Origin of the sequence: Buchnera aphidicola (Myzocallis carpini), from assembly GCF_964059025.1 — a bacterium.
In the GTDB taxonomy this organism is placed as follows: domain Bacteria; phylum Pseudomonadota; class Gammaproteobacteria; order Enterobacterales; family Enterobacteriaceae; genus Buchnera_L; species Buchnera_L aphidicola_AK.
Map to the genome: position 1 here is coordinate 392 of NZ_OZ060376.1, position 20,524 is coordinate 20,915.

19 protein-coding genes and 1 tRNA gene are annotated in these 20,524 nt (G+C 25.0%); 16 read left to right on the top strand and 4 right to left on the bottom strand.

Features of this window, described 5'->3' with window-relative positions; genetic code table 11:
- Positions 1-594 precede the first annotated feature (594 nt).
- From mnmG to atpC, 9 genes are all read left to right on the top strand, one after another.
- The gene (gene mnmG, locus AB4W53_RS00005; RefSeq protein WP_367672109.1) at positions 595-2,478 is read left to right on the top strand and encodes a tRNA uridine-5-carboxymethylaminomethyl(34) synthesis enzyme MnmG; all 1,884 of its coding nucleotides are present in this window, start codon (positions 595-597) and stop codon (positions 2,476-2,478) included.
- A gap of 108 nt (positions 2,479-2,586) precedes the next feature.
- Complete coding sequence (atpB, locus tag AB4W53_RS00010) at positions 2,587-3,405, top strand: F0F1 ATP synthase subunit A (protein ID WP_367671868.1); 819 nt, start codon at positions 2,587-2,589, stop codon at positions 3,403-3,405.
- Between the two features lie 35 nt (positions 3,406-3,440).
- The gene (gene atpE, locus AB4W53_RS00015; protein ID WP_367671869.1) at positions 3,441-3,683 is read left to right on the top strand and encodes a F0F1 ATP synthase subunit C; all 243 of its coding nucleotides are present in this window, start codon (positions 3,441-3,443) and stop codon (positions 3,681-3,683) included.
- Between the two features lie 52 nt (positions 3,684-3,735).
- Complete coding sequence (locus AB4W53_RS00020; RefSeq protein WP_367671871.1) at positions 3,736-4,200, top strand: F0F1 ATP synthase subunit B; 465 nt, start codon at positions 3,736-3,738, stop codon at positions 4,198-4,200.
- 15 nt (positions 4,201-4,215) lie between these two features.
- Entirely contained in the window at positions 4,216-4,749 is a 534-nt protein-coding gene (gene atpH, locus AB4W53_RS00025; RefSeq protein WP_367671872.1) for an ATP synthase F1 subunit delta, read from the top strand.
- Between the two features lie 15 nt (positions 4,750-4,764).
- A complete protein-coding gene (atpA, locus tag AB4W53_RS00030) occupies positions 4,765-6,306 on the top strand; it encodes a F0F1 ATP synthase subunit alpha (RefSeq protein ID WP_367671873.1) in 1,542 nt (513 codons plus the stop codon).
- A 52-nt stretch (positions 6,307-6,358) separates the two neighbouring features.
- Positions 6,359-7,234: an ATP synthase F1 subunit gamma gene (gene atpG, locus AB4W53_RS00035; RefSeq protein ID WP_367671874.1), complete on the top strand. Its 876-nt coding sequence runs from the start codon at positions 6,359-6,361 to the stop codon at positions 7,232-7,234.
- Positions 7,235-7,279: 45 nt separating this feature from the next.
- The gene (gene atpD, locus AB4W53_RS00040) at positions 7,280-8,677 is read left to right on the top strand and encodes a F0F1 ATP synthase subunit beta (protein ID WP_367671875.1); all 1,398 of its coding nucleotides are present in this window, start codon (positions 7,280-7,282) and stop codon (positions 8,675-8,677) included.
- 22 nt (positions 8,678-8,699) lie between these two features.
- Positions 8,700-9,110 carry an ATP synthase F1 subunit epsilon gene (gene atpC / locus AB4W53_RS00045; protein ID WP_367671876.1) on the top strand — a complete coding sequence of 137 codons (411 nt, stop codon included), beginning with the start codon at positions 8,700-8,702 and terminating at the stop codon, positions 9,108-9,110.
- Positions 9,111-9,137: 27 nt separating this feature from the next.
- On the opposite strand, the gene gyrB is transcribed toward atpC, so the two are convergent.
- Together gyrB and dnaN are read right to left on the bottom strand one after the other, a co-directional pair.
- Positions 9,138-11,549, bottom strand: a complete 2,412-nt coding sequence (gene gyrB, locus AB4W53_RS00050) for a DNA topoisomerase (ATP-hydrolyzing) subunit B (RefSeq protein WP_367671877.1) — start codon at positions 11,547-11,549, stop codon at positions 9,138-9,140.
- A gap of 29 nt (positions 11,550-11,578) precedes the next feature.
- Positions 11,579-12,679, bottom strand: coding sequence for a DNA polymerase III subunit beta (dnaN, locus tag AB4W53_RS00055; RefSeq protein ID WP_367671878.1), 1,101 nt, complete (start codon positions 12,677-12,679; stop codon positions 11,579-11,581).
- A gap of 361 nt (positions 12,680-13,040) precedes the next feature.
- On the opposite strand from dnaN, the gene rpmH reads away from it, so the two are divergent.
- The 4 genes from rpmH (at position 13,041) to mnmE (ending at position 16,692) form a co-directional block, all read left to right on the top strand.
- Positions 13,041-13,184, top strand: coding sequence for a 50S ribosomal protein L34 (gene rpmH / locus AB4W53_RS00060; RefSeq protein ID WP_367671879.1), 144 nt, complete (start codon positions 13,041-13,043; stop codon positions 13,182-13,184).
- The gene (gene rnpA, locus AB4W53_RS00065; RefSeq protein WP_367671880.1) at positions 13,184-13,534 is read left to right on the top strand and encodes a ribonuclease P protein component; all 351 of its coding nucleotides are present in this window, start codon (positions 13,184-13,186) and stop codon (positions 13,532-13,534) included. Before rpmH ends, rnpA begins: the two co-directional genes overlap by 1 nt.
- Before the next feature lie 130 nt (positions 13,535-13,664).
- The gene (yidC, locus tag AB4W53_RS00070) at positions 13,665-15,263 is read left to right on the top strand and encodes a membrane protein insertase YidC (protein WP_367671881.1); all 1,599 of its coding nucleotides are present in this window, start codon (positions 13,665-13,667) and stop codon (positions 15,261-15,263) included.
- A gap of 61 nt (positions 15,264-15,324) precedes the next feature.
- Complete coding sequence (mnmE, locus tag AB4W53_RS00075; RefSeq protein ID WP_367671882.1) at positions 15,325-16,692, top strand: tRNA uridine-5-carboxymethylaminomethyl(34) synthesis GTPase MnmE; 1,368 nt, start codon at positions 15,325-15,327, stop codon at positions 16,690-16,692.
- 29 nt (positions 16,693-16,721) lie between these two features.
- On the opposite strand, the gene AB4W53_RS00080 is transcribed toward mnmE, so the two are convergent.
- Positions 16,722-16,794: transfer RNA gene (locus tag AB4W53_RS00080), tRNA-Phe, on the bottom strand.
- A gap of 281 nt (positions 16,795-17,075) precedes the next feature.
- Between AB4W53_RS00080 and AB4W53_RS00085 the strand changes: the two genes are divergently transcribed.
- From AB4W53_RS00085 to efp, 3 genes are all read left to right on the top strand, one after another.
- The gene (locus tag AB4W53_RS00085) at positions 17,076-17,369 is read left to right on the top strand and encodes a co-chaperone GroES (protein ID WP_367671884.1); all 294 of its coding nucleotides are present in this window, start codon (positions 17,076-17,078) and stop codon (positions 17,367-17,369) included.
- Positions 17,370-17,418: 49 nt separating this feature from the next.
- Positions 17,419-19,077, top strand: coding sequence for a chaperonin GroEL (gene groL, locus AB4W53_RS00090; protein ID WP_367671885.1), 1,659 nt, complete (start codon positions 17,419-17,421; stop codon positions 19,075-19,077).
- 112 nt (positions 19,078-19,189) lie between these two features.
- A complete protein-coding gene (gene efp, locus AB4W53_RS00095; RefSeq protein ID WP_367671887.1) occupies positions 19,190-19,765 on the top strand; it encodes an elongation factor P in 576 nt (191 codons plus the stop codon).
- A 7-nt stretch (positions 19,766-19,772) separates the two neighbouring features.
- Here the strand turns inward: efp and AB4W53_RS00100 are convergent, their stop codons facing one another.
- Entirely contained in the window at positions 19,773-20,495 is a 723-nt protein-coding gene (locus tag AB4W53_RS00100) for an ATP-binding protein (protein WP_367671888.1), read from the bottom strand.
- Between the last annotated feature and the right edge of the window lie 29 nt (positions 20,496-20,524).

Genomic DNA, 20,524 nt, shown 5'->3' on the forward strand with positions numbered 1-20,524 from the left:
CAAATACTTACAACCAAGATGAGTCATGAACAAACCCAGGTGTTGTCTTCTATAGGGGAGTATGTATAATGGTGATATATGTACCTTAGTACAAATACTTACAATCAAGATGAGTCATGAACAAACCCAGGTGTTGTCTTCTATAGGGGAGTATGTATAATGGTGATATATGTACCTTAGTACAAATACTTACAACCAAGATGAGTCATGAACAAACCCAGGTGTTGTCTTCTATAGGGGAGTATGTATAATGGTGATATATGTACCTTAGTACAAATACTTACAATCAAGATGAGTCATGAACAAACCCAGGTGTTGTCTTCTATAGGGGAGTATGTATAATGGTGATATATGTACCTTAGTACAAATACTTACAACCAAGATGAGTCATGAACAAACCCAGGTGTTGTCTTCTATAGGGGAGTATGTATAATGGTGATATATGTACCTTAGTAAAATATTTGTAGTTAGGATTATAACATATTATATAATAATTGCAATATTTTTTGCATTTTTGCTTTTAAAAATATTTAGAAAATAAAAACTCCAATTAAAAGATTTATAAAAATTTTTTATATTATAAAATAAGGAATTATTATGATACAAAAAGAATTTGATGTTATTGTAGTTGGGGGAGGACATGCAGGTACAGAAGCAATATTAGCTTGCGGTCGTATGAATAAAAAATCTTTATTAATAACTCAAAAAATTAAAAATATAGGATGTCTTTCATGTAATCCTGCAATAGGAGGAATTGGAAAAAGTCATTTAGTAAAAGAAGTAGATGCCATGGGAGGAATTATGGCAATTGCTGCAGATCATGCTGGAATTCAATTCCGTATTTTAAATGCTACTAAAGGTTCTGCTGTAAAATCAACTCGTGTTCAAATTGACAGAAAACTATATCAACAATTTATTATTAAAACTTTAAAAAAACAAAAAAATATTTCTATTATAGAAAATGAAGTTCATGATTTATTAATAAAAAATAATTGTGTTATTGGTGTTAAAATGAAAAATGATGAATGTGTATATGCAAAATCAATTATTTTGACTACTGGTACTTTTTTAGGAGGAAAAATCTACATTGGTTCAAAAAATTATATTGGCGGTAGAATAAATGATAATTCTTCTATAATATTATCAAAAAAATTAAAAGAATTGTCGTTTAAAATAAGAAGATTAAAAACTGGTACTCCACCTAGAATTGATATTCGTACAATTAATTTTAATAACTTAAAAATTCAAAAAGGTGATTTACCCGAACCAATATTTTCATTTATCGGTAACATAAGACACCATCCCAAACAAATACCTTGTTATATTACAAAAACAAATCCCAAAACACATCAAATTATTCAAAATAATTTACATCAAAGCCCGATGTATTCAGGTATCATATCGGGTATTGGACCACGTTATTGTCCTTCTATTGAAGATAAAATTGTAAATTTTAAAGAAAAAAATAGTCATCAAATATTTATTGAACCAGAAGGATTAAATTGTATAGAAGCTTATCCAAATGGAATATCTACTAGTTTACCTATAGAAATTCAAAAACAATTTGTGAATTCAATAGAAGGTTTTGAAAACGCAAAAATTCTTCGTCCTGGATATGCTGTGGAATATGATTTTATTGATCCTAGAAGTTTATCTTTAACATTAGAAAGTAAAATGATTCAAGGATTATTTTTAGCAGGACAAATTAATGGTACTACTGGTTATGAAGAAGCAGCAGCACAAGGATTATTAGCAGGTATAAATGCTAGTTTATATGTTTCGAATAAAACAGGATGGTTTCCTAAAAGAAATGAAGCATATTTAGGTGTTTTAGTAGATGATTTATGTACTAAAGGAACAAAGGAACCTTATCGTATGTTTACTGCCCGTGCAGAATATCGATTACTTTTAAGAGAAGATAATGCAGATTTACGATTAACAGAAATTGCTAAAAATTTTGGATTAATTGACGAAAAAAGATGGTTATTATATAATAAAAAAATTCATAACATTTTAAAAGAAAAAACAAAAATTCAAAATATTAAAATTGTGCCAAATTCTAAAAATTCCGTAGAACTTAAAAAAGTTTTTAACATTGAATTAAAAAATGAAATTAGTGGATACGAGTTAATTAAAAGATCAGAAATTAATTTCCAAAATATTAAAAATTCTAAAATATTTTTTTCAAAAAACAGTAAATTCGATGAATTAATTGAATTAATTACTCAAATAAAATATGAAGGTTATATTAAAAAACAAAAAAAAGAAATTATGAAACATAAAAAAAATGAAAATACGATTCTACCAAAAAATTTTAATTATAATAAAATTATAGGTTTATCTAATGAAGTAAAAATGAAATTAAATGATTATCAACCTACTTCTATTGGTCAAGCTTCAAGAATTTCTGGTATAACTCCAGCAGCAATATCTATTTTATTAATTTATTTTCACAAATTGTTAAATATTAAAAAATAATTTTTAATACAATTTTTTATAATTAAAATCATTTTTAATAAAATAGCATTATTTAAGTTAAAATATTGTATTTTTATACTTTTGTTATTCTTTAAGGCAACTACTATCATGGTTTTTACAAAAATCTTGTATCCAGAAAAATATATTCAACACCATTTATGTCATCTACAATTAGATCTTCGAAGTTTGAAATTTTTACATCATCATAATATAAAAAATAATTTTTGGATTTTAAATATTGATTCTATTTTATTTTCTTTAATTTTAGGAAGTATATTTTTAATGTTATTTTTTTTTGTTTCTAAAACAATTTCATACTATCAACCAAACAATTTACAAGTTTTTATTGAATTAATTGTAGAATTTATTAATAAAAATGTAAAAGAAATTTTTACAACAAAAAGTAAATTAATTGCACCATTATCTTTAACAGTTTTTATTTGGATATTATTAATGAATTCTATGGATTTAATTCCAATAGATTTTATACCTTATATAATATATACATGTTTTGGAATCAAATTTTTTAGAATCGTACCTTCTGCAGATATTAATATTACTTTTTCAATTTCATTAGTCGTATTTTTATTAATTATTTATTATAGTATAACAAAAAAAGGTCTTTTAGGATTTTTAAAAGAATTAATTACTAATCCATTTCATCATTATCTTTTATATTTGATAAACATTACATTAGAATCTGTCTCGTTATTTTCTAAACCCATTTCTTTAGCATTACGACTTTTTGGTAATTTATATGCAGGAGAAATGGTTTTTATATTAATTGCAGGTTTTATACCCTGGTGGCTACAATGGGTTTTGAGTGTTCCTTGGGCAATTTTTCATATTTTAATTATATTTTTACAAGCATTTATTTTTATGATTTTAACTATAGTATATTTATCAATGGCATCCCAAAAACATTAATTTAATGTAAGAATTTATTTTAAAAGGAAAATTACATGCAACATGTAAATCTAGATATGTTACATTTATCAGCTGCTATTATGATTGGTTTAGCAGCAATTGGTGCCGCTATTGGAATTGGAATTCTTGGAGGAAAATTTTTGGAAGGTGCGGCTAGACAACCAGATTTAATTCCGGTATTACGTACTCAATTTTTTGTTGTTATGGGGTTAGTAGACGCAATTCCAATGATTGCAGTAGGATTAGGATTATATATGATATTTGCTTTTTCCAAATAATGTATATTAATTTTAATATTAAATATTTTATTTTATCATGAGATAATAATTTATGAATTTAAATGCAACAATTTTAGGTCAAATGATCTCTTTTATTTTATTTGTTATATTTTGTATGCAATATATTTGGCCTGAAATCATTCTTGTTATTGAAAATAGAAAAAAAAAAATTATAAAAGGTTTACAAGAGCTGAAAAATGCTAAAGAAGAAATAAAAATATTAAAATTACAAGCAAAAAAAATTATTTGTATCGCCAAAGAAAAATCAAAAGAGATTCTTAATCAAGCAAATAGAAAAAAAATTATTTTTTTAGAGGAAGCAATAAAAACTGCAAAAAAAGAAAAAAAAAGAATTATATTACAAGCTAATTCTGAAATTAAAATTCAAAAAAATAAAATTCGAAAAGAATTAATGAAAGAAATTAATCATTTAGCAATTATTATAACAAAAAAAATCATTCATAAAAATATTGATAATAATAAAAATATAATAGAATCATTTATTAATTATTTATAGTTTTTTGAGGATAATGTGCAAAAAGAAATGGATATAGCACGTGTTTATGCTACAGCAATATTTAATTTTTCTATCAAAAAAAATTGTTTACAATGTTCAAAAAATTTTTTATCTCTTTTATATAAAATTTTTAAAAATAAAAAAATAAATCATTTCTTTTTTTTTCTTTCTGATGTTAAAAATATCTTTCACATTTTGGAAGATACTATATACGAACAATTAAATCAAAATAACAAAAATTTTCTTAATCTTTTAATTTATAATAAAAAATTGCATTTGATTAAAAAAATTCAAGAAATTTTTATTAATTTATATAACAAACATTATAATATTATTACTATTCATATAATTACTGCAATTAATATTAATTTACAAGAAAAAAGAAAAATCTTTTCTTTGTTAGAAAAAAAATTATGTAAAAAAATACATTTGCGATTTAAGGTTAGATCTTCTATATTAAATGGTATGATTCTTAAATTTCAAGATACTATTATAGATGATTGTATTTTAAGTCGTTTAAAAGCATTATCTAACTTTTTATTGGATTAAGAGAATACAAATAGTATGCAATTAAATTCTAGTGAAATTAGTGAAATAATTCAACAACGTATTGAAAAATTTGATATTTCTAAGAATATATACCATGAAGGAGTAATTATTTCTGTTAGCGATGGCATTATACGAATTTATGGAATTAATAATGTTATGTTTGGTGAAATGATTTCATTACCAGATAAAATGTATGCTCTAGTATTAAATTTAGAAAGAGATATTATTAGTGCAGTAGTTTTGGGATCATATTTAAATATTGTAGAAGGTATGAAAGTATATTCTACTGGTCGTATGTTAGAAGTTCCAGTTGGAAAAAATTTATTAGGACGTGTAGTAAATGTTTTAGGTATTCCTATTGATGGGAAAGAAGAAATGAATAGTACAATATATTATCCTATCGAAAAAGATGCACCAGGAGTGATTGAAAGAGTATCAGTTACCGAACCTATTCATACTGGATATAAAGCAATAGATGCTATGGTACCTATTGGAAAGGGACAAAGAGAATTAATTATTGGAGATCGACAAACTGGGAAAACAGCATTAGCAATAGATACAATAATAAATCAAAGAAAATCAAATGTTTTTTGTATTTATGTTGCTATTGGCCAACAACAATCTAAAATATTAAATATTGTAGAAAAATTAGAAAGATATAATGCTTTATCTAATACAATTATTGTAAACGCATCAGCAGCTGAATCACCAGTGATGCAATATCTTGCACCATATTCTGGATGTGCAATGGGAGAATACTTTAGGGATTATGGGGAAAATGCATTAATTGTATATGATGATTTATCTAAACATGCTATTTCATATCGACAAATTTCATTATTATTAAAAAGACCCCCTGGAAGGGAAGCATTTCCTGGAGATATTTTTTATTTACACTCAAGATTGTTAGAAAGAGCTTCGCGTATTAATATGGATAGTGTTTACGAACGAAGTCAAAAAACTGTTTTTGGTAAAACAGGTTCGTTAACTGCACTTCCAATTATAGAAACACAGTCTGGTGATGTTTCTTCTTTTATACCTACTAATGTGATTTCTATTACTGATGGTCAAATATTTTTAGAAACGAATTTATTTAATATGGGTATTCGACCTGCAATTAATCCCGGGATATCTGTTTCTCGAGTAGGTAGTGCAGCACAAACAGAAATTATTAAAAAATTATCTGTAAAAATACGAACAGCATTAGCACAGTATCGAGAGTTATCTGCATTTTCTCAATTTTCTTCTGATTTAGATGAAATTACTAAAAAGCAATTAGATTATGGTCAAAAAATCACTGAACTTTTAAAACAAAATCAGTACCATGCAATGTCTGTAGCAGAACAAGTTATTATTTTTTTTTCTGCTGAAAATGGTTTGCTTGATGAGATTCATGTTGATAAAATACAAGAATTTGAAAAAAATTTATTATTTTTTTTTAAAAATGAATATAGTTCTTTTTTAGATATCCTTAATAATGCTACGCATTATACTAAAGAAATTCAAAAAAAGTTATATGATATTACCAATATATTTAAAAGGAATAATATTTATTAGTATTATATAGTTATTAATCTTATATATCATTTTTAAAAAAATCAGGCAAATTATGATTAATACGAACATGATACGTAATAAAATAAAAAGTATTTCTAATACTAAAAAGATTACTAAAACGATGGAAATGGTTGCAATTACTAAGATAAAAAAAATGCAAAATAAAATATTAATTAGTCAACCATATTTAAATTCTATTAAAGAAATTATTTTTCATTTTTTACAAGGTAAATTAAAAAAAAATATTTTTTTAAAAAAAAAAAAACAAATTAAAAGTATTGGAATTGTAGTTGTTTCTTCCAATCGAGGTTTATGTGGTAGTTTAAATAATAATATTTTTAAAATTGTAAACTCAGTTATGAAAAATAATACGAATCATAATATTAAATTTTTTTTATACATTTTAGGAAAAAGGGGTTCACTATTTTTTAAAAATCAAAATATACATCATAATTATAAAACAATCTTTTTAGATGATGAATTGGAATATACTGATTTAATACCTTTAGCGAAAAAATTAATCATACATTATAAAAAGAATATTTTTGATAAATTATTAATTGTGAGTAATAAATTTTACAGTAGAATACTTCAAAAACCAGAAATATTTCAAATATTACCAATACATAAAAAAAATTTTTCAGGTCCAAAATATACAATATATAAAAATTGGGATTATTTATATGAGTACTATGAAAAATATACAATAGAATATGTACTCAATGAGTATATTATATTTCAATTATTACAATTACTGCTAGAAAATCAATTGAGTGAACAGTCTGCTCGTATGATTGCTATGAAAACTGCTACTGATAATAGTAAAAATATTATTACTGATTTAAGAATATTATATAATAAAATACGACAATTTAGTATTACACAAGAACTCATTGAAATTATTTCAGGAGCAAATATTTGTTTATAAAAATTATATTTTATTATTATATTATTTGTAACATAAGGATATAAAATGAATACTGGTAAAATTATACAAATTATTGGTGCTGTTATAGATGTTGAGTTTTCAAACAAACATCTTCCCAAGATATATCATGCTTTAGAAGTACATTACGATAATAAATTATTGATTTTAGAAGTTCAGCAACAATTAGGATCAGGAATTGTACGTACTATTGCTATGGGTTCTTCAGATGGATTAAAAAGAGGATTAAAAGTTATCAATTTAGGTCATTATATTAAAATTCCAGTCGGAACATCTACATTAGGTCGCATTATGAATGTTTTAGGACAACCTATAGATATGAAAGGACCTATTTTGAATAGTAATGGAAAAACTCCAGAGTATTGGGAAATACATCGGTCTCCTCCAAAATATCAAGAACAATCAAGTTCAATAGAAATTTTAGAAACTGGTATCAAAGTACTTGATTTAATATGTCCATTTTCGAAAGGTGGAAAAATTGGATTATTTGGAGGCGCAGGAGTAGGGAAAACAGTGAATATGATGGAACTAATTCGAAATATTGCTATTCAACATTCTGGATATTCTGTTTTTACTGGAGTTGGAGAAAGAACAAGAGAAGGTAATGATTTTTATCATGAGATGCAAGCATCCAAAGTGTTAGATAAAGTTTCTTTAGTATATGGTCAGATGAACGAACCTCCGGGAAATCGGTTAAGGGTAGCATTTACTGGATTAACGATTGCAGAGAAATTTAGAGAAGAAGGTAAGAATGTATTATTATTTATTGACAATATATATCGGTATATTTTAGCAGGAACTGAAGTTTCTGCATTACTAGGAAGAATGCCTTCTGCAGTCGGATATCAACCAACATTATCTGAAGAAATGGGAATTTTACAAGAGCGTATTACTTCAACTAAAATGGGTTCTATTACTTCAATACAAGCAGTTTATGTTCCTGCAGACGATTTTACAGATCCAGCTCCAGCAATTACATTTTCGCATTTAGATGGTATTATTACATTAAGTAGACAAATATCTTCGTTAGGTATTTACCCTGCTGTAGATCCATTAAGTTCTAGTAGTAGGTTATTAGATGTTACAATTATTGGTAAAGAGCATTATCAAACAGCACGAAATGTACAGTTTATATTACAAAAATATGAAGAATTAAAAGATATTATTGCAATTTTAGGGATTGATGAATTATCTGATACAGATAAGTTACTAGTATCTAGAGCAAGAAAAGTGCAAAGATTTTTATCACAACCATTTTTTGTTGCTGAAATATTTACTGGATCTCCAGGGAAATATGTTACTTTGAAAGAAAATATTAGAGGGTTTAAAGGAATTTTAGATGGAGAGTTTGACGAATTACCTGAACAAGCTTTTTATATGATTGGTAATATTGATGAAGCTATTCAAAAATCAAAGTCTTTATAATAATTTTTAAAATAGGTATTGCATGAAATGTTATTTAAATGTTGTAAGTATCCAAAAAATATTATTTTCTGAATATATTAAAAAAATTCATATTACTACGATCAATGGTATTTTAAATATTTACCCTGGGCATACTGCTTTATTAACTACAACAATACCAGGAGCATTATATATTTTAACCAAATTTAATAAAAAGAAATATATCTACATTTCCTCGGGTATATTAGAAGTACAACCAATGTTCATTCAAGTTGTTGTTAAAAAAGCAATTTTTGCAGAACATTTAAATTATGATACTTTAATGAAAAAAAAAAATAGTATTAACATGCTTATGAAAGACAGTCAGTTAAACAAAAAAAAAGAATTGTATCATAGTTTAAAAAAAATTAATGCAAAATTATATACCATTAATATTATGAAACAATGTGTATAAAGAATATTTTAATATATTCTGATGTATTTAAATGTCAATGTTTTCTACTATTAGTGCGTTTTTTTCGATAAATTTTTTTCTTGGTTCTACAGAATCTCCCATTAATGTTTTAAATAATTTATCAGCTGATATAGCATCTTTAATAGTCACTTGTAACATATTTCTTGTTTCTGGATTCATAGTTGTTTTCCATAATTGATCTGGATTCATTTCTCCTAATCCTTTGTATCTTTGGATATTAATTTCTTGATGTACTTCTTTAAATAACCATTCTATAATTTCTTTAAAATTAGTAATTTTTTTTATTTTGTGATTTTTTTTGAGATAATCATGGTGATCAACTAAATGATTCCATGCTATTTTCAATTTTTGTAATTGATGATATTGAGTACTTAATAATAATTTATTTATAATATAATAATGTTTTTTTTTTGCATGTATTACATGATATTGATATATTATAGGTTCGAATATTTTTTTTTCTATATTATTTATAATATTACTAGAATATTGAATATATTGTGATTGACGATTGAGATTTAAAACAACTGTTTGAGTCCATTTGAATACTTTATGATATTGGTATAAATTTTTTAATTGTGGTTGATATGTTAATTCATGTATGATTTCTTCAGAAAGATTATATTTTGTTTTTAAATGATTTTGAATGTTATAATATTTTAAAATCATTTTTTTAAATTTTGTAATATTATTACTATTTTTTTTTGGATCATTGCTATCAAATGTTACATTTTGCAAAGAAATTTGTATTTGCTTTTTATACATCTCTTCATCATTTTTAATATATAGTTCTAATTTCCCTTTTTTAATTTTATATAATGGTGGTTGAGCAATATAAATATGTCCTTTCTTAATAATTTCTGGCATTTGCCGATAAAAAAAAGTTAATAATAGTGTACGAATATGAGAACCATCAATATCTGCATCAGTCATAATAATAATACTATGGTATCTTAATTTTTTTGGATTATGATCTTTTTTGCCAATCCCACATCCTAAAGCAGTAATAATGGTCCCTATTTCTTGTGAAGAAATCATTTTTTCAAATCTAGCTTTTTCTACGTTTAATATTTTTCCTTTTAAAGGTAAAATAGCTTGATTTTTACGATTTCTACCCTGTTTAGCTGATCCTCCTGCAGAATCTCCTTCTACTAAATATAACTCTGATAATTCTGGATTTTTTTCTTGGCAATCTGATAGTTTTCCAGGTAAATTATTTATATCAAATAATCCTTTTTTTTTACTAATTTCTCGTACTCTTTTTGCAGCTTCTCTCATTTTTGCTGCATGAAGAACTTTATTAATAATATTTTTAGAATCTTGAGGATTTTCTAATAAAAATTCTGATAAATATTCTATAATAATGGATTCAATAACAGATTTTACTTCGGAAGAAATTAATTTTTCTTTTGTTTGTGATGAAAATTTTGGGTTAGACATTTTAATAGATATTATGGCTACTAATCCTTCCCTCGTGTCATCTCCTGTTGTTTGAATTTTATTTTTTTTATTATATCCTTCTTTATTGATGTAATTATTTATTGTGCGCGTAATAGCAGTACGAAATCCAGAAAGATGTGTTCCACCATCTTTTTGTGGTATATTGTTTGTAAAACAATAAATATTTTCTTTAAATGAACTATTCCATTGTATAGCTATTTCTACTGCAATTTTTTTTTTCTCACATTGTAAATGTATGATTTTTGTATGAATAGGTTTTTTTTTTTTATTTACAAATATAATAAAGGATTTTAATCCTCCTGTATGGTGATAAGTTTTTTGTATATTTTGCGAAATATCTTTCATAGAAATTTCAATATTATTGTTTAAAAAAGATAGTTCTTTTAATCTTTTCGCTAAAATTTTATATTTAAAATGAACAACTTTAGTAAATATTTTGTTACTAGGCCAGAAATGTATTTTAGTTCCTGTAGATTTTGTTTTTCCAATAATTTTCAATTGATTGATGGGTTTTCCATTAGAGTATATTTGTTGATATTTATTACCATTTCGATATATTGTGAGTTGTAACTTTTGTGATAATGCGTTTACAACAGAAATACCTACACCATGCAAACCACCTGAAATTTTATATGTATGATTATCAAATTTACCTCCGGCGTGTAGCATTGTTAAAATCACTTCTGCTGTTGGTATTTTTTCTTCAGGATGGATGTCAGTAGGTATTCCTCTTCCATCATCTTGTACAGAAACGGAATTATCTGCATGTAGAATAACTTGAATTTTTTTACAATATCCTGCTAATGCTTCATCAATAGCATTATCTACAACTTCAAAAACCATATGATGCAATCCACTTCCATCATCTGTATCACCAATATACATTCCTGGTCTTTTTCGAACCGCATCTAGTCCTTTTAAGATTTTGATATTAGATGCATTATAATTATTCATCATGATTATTTCCTTGATTATATTTATATATTTTAGATAATTAAAGGCATAATGATGTAAAATGAATGATATTTTTCGAGATTTTGGATATATATTCTGGATATATTATTATTTAAATATATTGTAATAAATTCATTTTGAAGAACATTAATAACATCTAAAATATAATGAATATTCATAGTTAATTCAATGGGATCATTTGTATTACATATTTGAATTGTTTCTTTTATAATTTCATTATTTTCATTTTTTGCACTTAGAATACATTTTTCCTTATGAAAATATAATTTGACTCCTGGAAATTTTCTATTTGTTAGTATAGCAGCTCGCATTAAAGAAGTTTTAAGTTTTTTTCGGTTTATTTTGAGTATTGTTTGAAATTCTTGAAGAAATAAATTTTTATAATCTGGAAATTCATTATCAATTAATTTACTAAAAAGAATATATTCATTAATTTCAAATTTTACCATTTTTAAACCAATACATATTTTCAATGGTGTATTACAGTCTTGTAGTATTTTTATAAGTTCCATAATTGTTTTTCTAGGTATAATAATTGATATTTTTATATTGTTTTCATGAATTGTAGTATTACATAAAGCCATACGGTATCCATCAGTAGCAATAGCAAAAATTTTATTTTTGTTGATTTCAAGATACATACCATTTAAATAATGTCGAATATCTTGCTTTGCCATAGAAAAAGCGGTATGATGAATAATATTTTTTATTTTTTCTTGCGGTAATGTAATATTCGTTGTATTTTTTTCTTGTGAAAATTTTGGAAAATTATTAGCACTTATTGTATTGAGTGTAAATTGAATATTTTCATATGCAATATAAATATTATTAGTGTTGCAAGTAATTTGAAGATTTATATCATTTGGGAAGCTACGAATGACATTAAATATTTTTTTTCCTGATATTACAATAGAATAATTATTATGGTGATTTAATAATTTAATTTTTGTTGTTAATTCTAATTCTAGATTTGTACTTGTTAAAAAAATATAATTTTCTTGAAATTCTAGTAAAATATTGCTAGTCATTGGATATTCATGATTTATACAAATAATGCTATTAAGTTTTTGTAATGGTTTTAATAGTTTGTTTTTTTTTATAATAAATTTCATGGTTGTTATGATTAAAATAAATAATATTTTATATTGGTTATTTATATAGTTATAAAAATGTTATTTTTAAACATTATATTATATTTTATAATATATCAAGAACATTATTAATTATAATATAATACATGAAAATAGTTATCATGTTAGTTTATGTATTGTAATGTAAATTTTGGGAAATTTTCTTATATTTCAAAATAGAAAAAATTTATTGATAATATTGTGAATATTATATTTTTAAAATCAGGATATTCTTAATTCAAAAAATATATTTTATAAATAAAAAATTTATTATATATAATAAATAACAATAGTTGTATGTAAATTATAAAAAATTTATAATATAAAAATATAAGGGGATGCTATGAAACGAACTTTTCAACCTTCTCTATTAAAAAGAAATCGTGTTCATGGTTTTAGGTCTCGTATGTCTACAAAAAATGGACGTAGTATTCTTTCTCGTAGGAGAAAAAAATCACGTTATTCTTTAACGGTTTCTCATAAATAATGCACCAAATCCGATTTTCTTTTTCGAAAAAATTTCGTTTATCTCATTGTAATCATTTTAAAAAAATATTTCAAAAATCGATTAAACTTTCGATATATAATATGATTGTTTTAAGTACAAAAAATCATTTATCACATCCTAGATTAGGTATTATAATTTCTAAAAAGGTTTCAAAAAGTTCTTGTAAAAGAAATACAATAAAAAGATTTATTCGGGAAAGTTTTCGATTATCTCAAAATTATTTATATAACATGGATTATATTGTTCTTGTGCGACCTAAGATTATGTATTACAAGAGATGTTTACTAATAAAAAATATAAAATTATTATGGATGTATTACTATCAATAGTATTATTATAAAATTTAATAATTCTAGTAAAATAATTGTATTGTGTGAAAAAAGAAGTAAAAATAAAATTATATACATTAGTAAATAATATAATGTATTTTACAAAATATTTTTTAAGAGAATATTCAGAATGGGTGTAAAACGATTGTTTTTGGTTTTGATATTATTGTTTTCTTCTTTATTAATATATAAATTATATTTTGTAAAGATTAATAATATTAGAAATATAGAAACAAAATTACAACTTAATATTAATCATCATAAAAATAATTTTTCTGTATTTGAAAAAAATAGTATTGATGTCAAAACTGATGTAGTGTATTTGAAAATTAATTTAATGGGTGGGGAAATACAGACAGCTGAATTATTAAAATATCAAAATAAATTAAATTTTTTGAAAAAATTAAAATTATTATATACAAAAAATAATAATAATTATTGTATTAAAAGTGGATTTATTGCGTATGGTAAAAAAAAATTAATATATGAAAAAAATATTCAATATACTGCTGATCGTATAAGGTTTGAATTAATAAATGGAAACAAAATGTTATTTGTTCCTCTGATTTCAAAGATTAAAGATGGTGTATACTGTACTAAAACATTTATTTTGCAACAAGGTTCATATAAGATCAATATTGAATATAAGATACATAATTATAATTATAAAAAATTTTCATTTTTTCTTGTTAATTATTTAAAACAAATTATTTATCCTATTAAAACTATTATAAATTTTCATAGATATTATATAAAGAATGGATTTGATAATATATTTATTTCTAAAGAACATCAGAAATATAAAAAATTTTTACTGAATGATGTTATTAACAACAATACTTTTTCTTTTGTTTCTTACTCTGGTTGGTTATCTGTATCACAAAAATATTTTTCTGTTGGATGGATTTTAAATAAAAATATTCAAAATACTATTTATACTGCTACAGTAAATGATAATCATACAGTTATTGTTGGTCATCATACATCTACACTAAATGTTTTTCATAAACAAATAAGAAGAATTAATACAGTATTATGGATGGGGCCAAAAATTCAGCATGAGATGTTATCTTTTGCTCCTTATTTTGATTTTACAATAGATTATGGATGGTTCTGGTTTATATCAAAACCCTTATTGTTTTTTTTACATTTTCTGTATTTAATATTTCGCAATTGGGGAATTGCAATTATTTTAATTACGTGTATAATTCGGATGCTGAGTTATCCTTTAGTAAAGTCTCAATATATTTCAGCTATGATTATACAATCATTACAACCAGAAATTAATGCTTTAAAGAAAAAATATAAAGATGATAAACAAAAATCTAGTGAGAAAGTTTTAGAATTATATAAAAAAAATAATGTTAGTCCATTTAGTGGATTATTACCTACATTATTTCAGATGCCAATTTTTTTATCTTTATATTACATGTTAATTAATTCAATAGAATTAAGACAATCGCCCTTTTTATTTTGGATTCACGATTTATCAGTAAAAGATCCGTATTATATTTTACCAATTATTATGGGTATAACAATTTTTGTGATGCAAAAAATGACTCCATCTAGTATACAGTCTCGATTAATTCGAAATAAAATGATAGATTATTTGCCTATAGTATTATCTTTTTGTTTTTTATGGTTACCTGCTGGATTAGTACTTTACTATACTGTTAGTAATATAGTTATTATAATACAACAATTATATATTTATAATAAATTTAAATAAATAGTGATATATGATATATTCTTGATTGTATATTCATGGTATATATTTAAAATAAAAAAATATGAAATTTTATGATACAATTGTTGCTCAAGCTACTCCTTATGGAAGATCTGGTATCGGAATTTTAAGGATATCAGGTCTACAAGCTAAATATGTTGCATATAAAATATTAAAAAAAATACCTCCAGCAAGGTATGCGTATTACACTCCTTTTTTAGATATTTCAGGTTTAGTTATTGATGAAGGTATTGCAGTTTGGTATCCTAAACCATTTTCGTTTACTGGAGAAGATATATTAGAATTACAAGGTCATGGAAATCCTGTTATTTTAGATTTGTTAATTAAAAATATTTTATGTATTAAGAATGTTCGTGTTGCCAATCCTGGAGAATTTACACAACGTGCTTTTTTAAACGGAAAATTAGATCTTATACAATCAGAATCTATCATAAAATTAATTCATGCAGACTCTGAATTGAGTATAAAAGCAGCATTACGATCTTTGCAAGGTTTTTTTTCAAAAAAAATTAATGATTTAATCAAAAAGATAGTAGAAATGAGGATGCTTGTTGAAGCAAATATTAATTTTCCTGAAGAAAATGTTGATATTAACATTCACAGGTTTGCAAAAAAATTAAAGATGATTTTTTTAAATACCAAAGAAATTACAAAAACAGGAAAATTAGGAAATAAAATTCATGAAGGGATGAAAGTTGTTATTATTGGCCCATCAAATTCTGGAAAATCTAGTTTATATAATGCATTATTATTAAATAATTCTGCTATAGTTACTGATATTCAAGGAACAACACGTGATGTTTTACATGATGATATATATATTGATGGAATTACGTTTCAAATAACTGATACCGCGGGTTTTAGACCTACTAACAATATTATAGAGAAAATTGGAATTAGTAAAACTTGGGAACAAATTGAATTATCTGATCATATTCTTTTTGTTGTAGATAATACACTTCCAAAACATACAAAAAGAGAAATTCTTCTACAATTTTTAAATCAGGTATCTTATAAAAAAAATATTACAATATTATTTAATAAATGTGATATTTCTCAAAAAAAATCAAAAGTGATGCGTTTTTTAAAAAAATATATAGGAATTAGAATATCGGCAAAAACTGGAGAGGGGATTAATATTTTAAAGATGCGCCTAAAAAAACAGTCTTTGAATTCTATTACTTGTAATTCCGAGACAGTTTTTTTAGCTCGTCGTCGTCATTTAAAAATTTTAGAATTAGTAATACAAAAAATTTTACATACTCAAAATACATGGAAGATGGATAAAAACATCGAAATACTAGCTGAGAACTTAAAAAATATTCAAAATATGTTAAATGAAATTACTGGATTAGTCACTTCGGATACTATTTTAAATTCTATTTTTTCAAATTTTTGTATTGGTAAATAAGATATAAATATTTTATTGTAACAATAAAATGCCCGAAGGCGGAATTGAACCACCGACACGGGGATTTTCAGTCCCCTGCTCTACCGACTGAGCTATTCGGGCAATTTATTTATATATTTATTAAACCATAAAATTCATGATAATGTCAATTGTTTTTATATTTTATTTATTTTACTATGTTTAGAACTATAAAAATTCATTTTTATAAGATTTTTATCATGATTTCTGGGATATTGAAAGTTTTATTTTACCCTTGAAAGTTTTTATATGTATCCCTATAATTAAATTAATAGCACAATATTTGGATTTTAAGAAAATATTTAAAATACTAGTATTATTTTAAGATAAGAAATAAATAATGTTTTTTTAAGGAGTGTAATTACATGAAAATTCGTCCATTGCACGATCGAGTAATTATAAAAAAACAAGAAGTAGAATCAAAATCAGCAGGAGGTATTGTTTTAACTGGATCTGCTGCAGGAAAGTCTACTCGCGGAACAGTTATTGCAGTAGGTAATGGCCGCATTTTAGATAATGGAAACACTAAACCATTAGATGTAAAAATTGGTGATACTGTTATTTTTAACGAAGGATACGGTGCTAAAACTGAAAAAGTGGATAATGAGGAAGTATTAATTTTAAATGAAAGTGATATTTTAGCGATTGTAGAAAAATAGTATATTTGCAATTCTCTGAAATATATTTATATTTTAAGGGGTATTAAATATGGCAGCTAAAGATGTAAAGTTTGGAAATGAAGCTCGTGTTAAAATGCTTCGAGGGGTCAATGTATTAGCTGATGCAGTAAAAGTAACTTTAGGTCCGAAAGGAAGAAATGTTATTTTAGATAAATCTTTTGGTGCTCCTAGTATTACAAAAGATGGTGTTTCAGTGGCTCGAGAAATAGAATTAGAAGATAAGTTTGAAAATATGGGCGCTCAAATGGTTAAAGAAGTTGCATCAAAAGCTAATGATGTTGCTGGAGATGGCACCACTACTGCTACGTTATTAGCACAAGCTATTGTAAACGAAGGATTAAAGGCAGTAGCTGCTGGTATGAATCCTATGGATTTAAAAAGAGGAATCGATAAAGCTGTAATTAATGCAGTTAAGGTATTAAAGGATATGTCAGTGCCATGTTCAGATTCTGTATCTATTACTCAAGTTGGTACCATTTCTGCTAATGCTGATGAAACAGTAGGGAAACTTATTGCTGAAGCTATGGAAAAAGTTGGTAATGACGGCGTAATAACTGTAGAAGAAGGAACTGGATTACAAGATGAATTAGAAGTTGTGAAGGGAATGCAATTTGATCGTGGTTATTTATCTCCATATTTTATTAATAAATCAGAATCAGGATTAGTAGAATTAGATAATCCTTACATTTTAATGGCAGATAAAAAAATATCTAACATTCGTGAGTTATTACCATTATTAGAATCTGTTGCAAAATCTAATAAACCTTTATTAATTATCTCTGAAGATTTAGAAGGTGAAGCACTAGCTACTTTAGTGGTAAATTCTATGCGTGGTATTGTAAAAGTTGCTGCTGTAAAGGCTCCAGGTTTTGGAGATCGTAGAAAATCTATGTTAGAAGATGTTGCGATTTTAACTAATGGTACTGTTGTTTCTGAAGAATTAGCAATGGAATTAGAAAAAACAACTTTAGAAGATTTAGGTCAATCTAAACGTGTTGTTATTACTAAAGATACAACAACAATTATTGGTGGTTTAGGTAATAAAGTTTCTATTAAAAATCGTATTAAACAAATTCGTACACAATCTCAAGAAGCAACTTCAGAATATGATAAAGAAAAATTAAATGAACGTTTAGCGAAATTATCAGGTGGTGTTGCAGTATTAAAAGTTGGTGCTGCTACAGAAGTGGAAATGAAAGAGAAAAAAGCTCGTGTAGAAGACGCATTACACGCAACTCGTGCAGCAGTAGAAGAGGGTGTTGTAGCAGGTGGTGGAGTTGCTTTAGTGCGAGTAGCGGGCAAATTATCTAAGTTATCCGGACAAAATGAAGATCAAAATGTTGGTATTAGGGTTGCATTACGGGCTATGGAAGCTCCTTTACGACAAATTGTTTCTAATTCTGGAGAAGAACCTTCAGTAGTGACAAATAACGTAAAAGACGGGAAAGGTAATTATGGATATAATGCTGCAACAGACCAGTATGGAGATATGATTAATTTTGGAATTTTAGATCCAACAAAAGTAACTCGATCAGCATTACAATATGCAGCTTCTGTTGCTGGATTAATGATTACTACAGAGTGTATGGTAACAGATCTACCAAAAGAAGAAAAATCTGATATTAATTCTTCCTCTGCGAACAATAGTATGTCTCCTGGAATGGGCGGAATGGGTGGAATGATGTAGTTTTATGTATATAATAATTATAAAACATATCAATAATTACCCTAATCAACTTTTATTAGGGTAATTATTATAGTTTTATATAATATTTTATTTATAATCATTATAATATTTTATGGTCTTATATGCTAGTAATAACTTTAAAGTTGGTTTAAAAATATTATTTGAACAACAACCCTGTTCTATAGAATCTGTAGAATTTGTTAAACCGGGGAAAGGACAAGTATTTTCTAGAGTAAAATTACGAAAATTATTGACAGGACAATTGATAGAAAAAACGTTCCGTGCTACTGATACCTTATTGCGTGCTAATGTTGTTGATATTACACTAATGTACATATATTCTGATCAAAAAATATGGTATTTTATGAATCGTAGTACTTTTGATCAAATTGGAATAGATCAGAACATTATGCAAGATAAGTATAAATGGCTTGTAGAGCAAAATGATTATGTAATTACTTTATGGAATGATCGTCCTATATCAGTTTTGGTTAGTAATTTTGTGAATTTGCAAGTTATATCTGAAGTTTCATCTTTTTCTTTAGATACTGTTATGAGTAATAATCGGAAAAAATTATCCAAGTTATCTACTGGACATATTATCCAAGTCCCATTATTTATAAAGATTGGAGATGTGGTGAAAGTAGATACTCGAACTGGTAACTATATTTCTCGAGTGAATAAATAGAAATATTTTATTTTCTATGACTATTCCATGTAAAGTATAGTACTAAACTATTATTAGTATTAATTCTATCTATAATTTGTTCTCCGAGTATTTTTTTTAATTCCGGAAAAAACAAATTAGAAAGTATTCCTATAGGTTTTTTACATGAATATCTTCTTTTAATAATTTGGTGTAAAATAATTTTTTCGTATTTAGATTCTGTTTGTATCCCTATTTCATCAAATATTAATAAATCTACAGTACTAAGATAATGAATTATTTTTTCTTCTGTAAAGTTTTTATTATTGTTATTAAATGTTTTTTTGACATTTGACATAAGATCTGCAATTGTAATCAGGAGAATTTTCTTTCCTTTTTCAATTAAATAATTACCTATAGCGGCAGCTAAATGATTTTTCCCAGTTCCTGTTGTACCTAAAAAAATAAAATTTTTAAAGCTGTTATGAAAATTTTTAGCATATTGTTTAGAAAGTTTTACTATTTTTTTTTGTTTTTCATTTTTTATTTGATAATTTTCAAATGAACAATTTAAATATAATTGACGAATACCAGATTTTTCTAAAATATTTTTTTTTTTTATTTTATCATTTTCTTGAATAGTTTTTTGAGAAAACAATATTCCTTCTTGATAATTCCAATGTAGTAATTCTTTTCCATATTGAAATTTCGGTTGGATATGATTAGGTATTATATTTTTTAAACGTTGTAATAAATTTATATTATATGCCATGATCAATCCTCATACTGAATATTTTATTA

Bases quoted from the DNA above. Each gene is read 5' to 3' on its own strand.
- atpB (WP_367671868.1), top strand. From the start codon at position 2,587: ATGGTTTTTACAAAAATCTTGTATCCAGAAAAATATATTCAACACCAT.
- atpE (WP_367671869.1), top strand. From the start codon at position 3,441: ATGCAACATGTAAATCTAGATATGTTACATTTATCAGCTGCTATTATG.
- AB4W53_RS00020 (WP_367671871.1), top strand. From the start codon at position 3,736: ATGAATTTAAATGCAACAATTTTAGGTCAAATGATCTCTTTTATTTTA.
- atpA (WP_367671873.1), top strand. From the start codon at position 4,765: ATGCAATTAAATTCTAGTGAAATTAGTGAAATAATTCAACAACGTATT.
- atpG (WP_367671874.1), top strand. From the start codon at position 6,359: ATGATTAATACGAACATGATACGTAATAAAATAAAAAGTATTTCTAAT.
- atpD (WP_367671875.1), top strand. From the start codon at position 7,280: ATGAATACTGGTAAAATTATACAAATTATTGGTGCTGTTATAGATGTT.
- atpC (WP_367671876.1), top strand. From the start codon at position 8,700: ATGAAATGTTATTTAAATGTTGTAAGTATCCAAAAAATATTATTTTCT.
- gyrB (WP_367671877.1), bottom strand. From the start codon at position 11,549: ATGATGAATAATTATAATGCATCTAATATCAAAATCTTAAAAGGACTA.
- dnaN (WP_367671878.1), bottom strand. From the start codon at position 12,679: ATGAAATTTATTATAAAAAAAAACAAACTATTAAAACCATTACAAAAA.
- rpmH (WP_367671879.1), top strand. From the start codon at position 13,041: ATGAAACGAACTTTTCAACCTTCTCTATTAAAAAGAAATCGTGTTCAT.
- rnpA (WP_367671880.1), top strand. From the start codon at position 13,184: ATGCACCAAATCCGATTTTCTTTTTCGAAAAAATTTCGTTTATCTCAT.
- yidC (WP_367671881.1), top strand. From the start codon at position 13,665: ATGGGTGTAAAACGATTGTTTTTGGTTTTGATATTATTGTTTTCTTCT.
- mnmE (WP_367671882.1), top strand. From the start codon at position 15,325: ATGAAATTTTATGATACAATTGTTGCTCAAGCTACTCCTTATGGAAGA.
- AB4W53_RS00085 (WP_367671884.1), top strand. From the start codon at position 17,076: ATGAAAATTCGTCCATTGCACGATCGAGTAATTATAAAAAAACAAGAA.
- groL (WP_367671885.1), top strand. From the start codon at position 17,419: ATGGCAGCTAAAGATGTAAAGTTTGGAAATGAAGCTCGTGTTAAAATG.
- efp (WP_367671887.1), top strand. From the start codon at position 19,190: ATGGTCTTATATGCTAGTAATAACTTTAAAGTTGGTTTAAAAATATTA.
- AB4W53_RS00100 (WP_367671888.1), bottom strand. From the start codon at position 20,495: ATGGCATATAATATAAATTTATTACAACGTTTAAAAAATATAATACCT.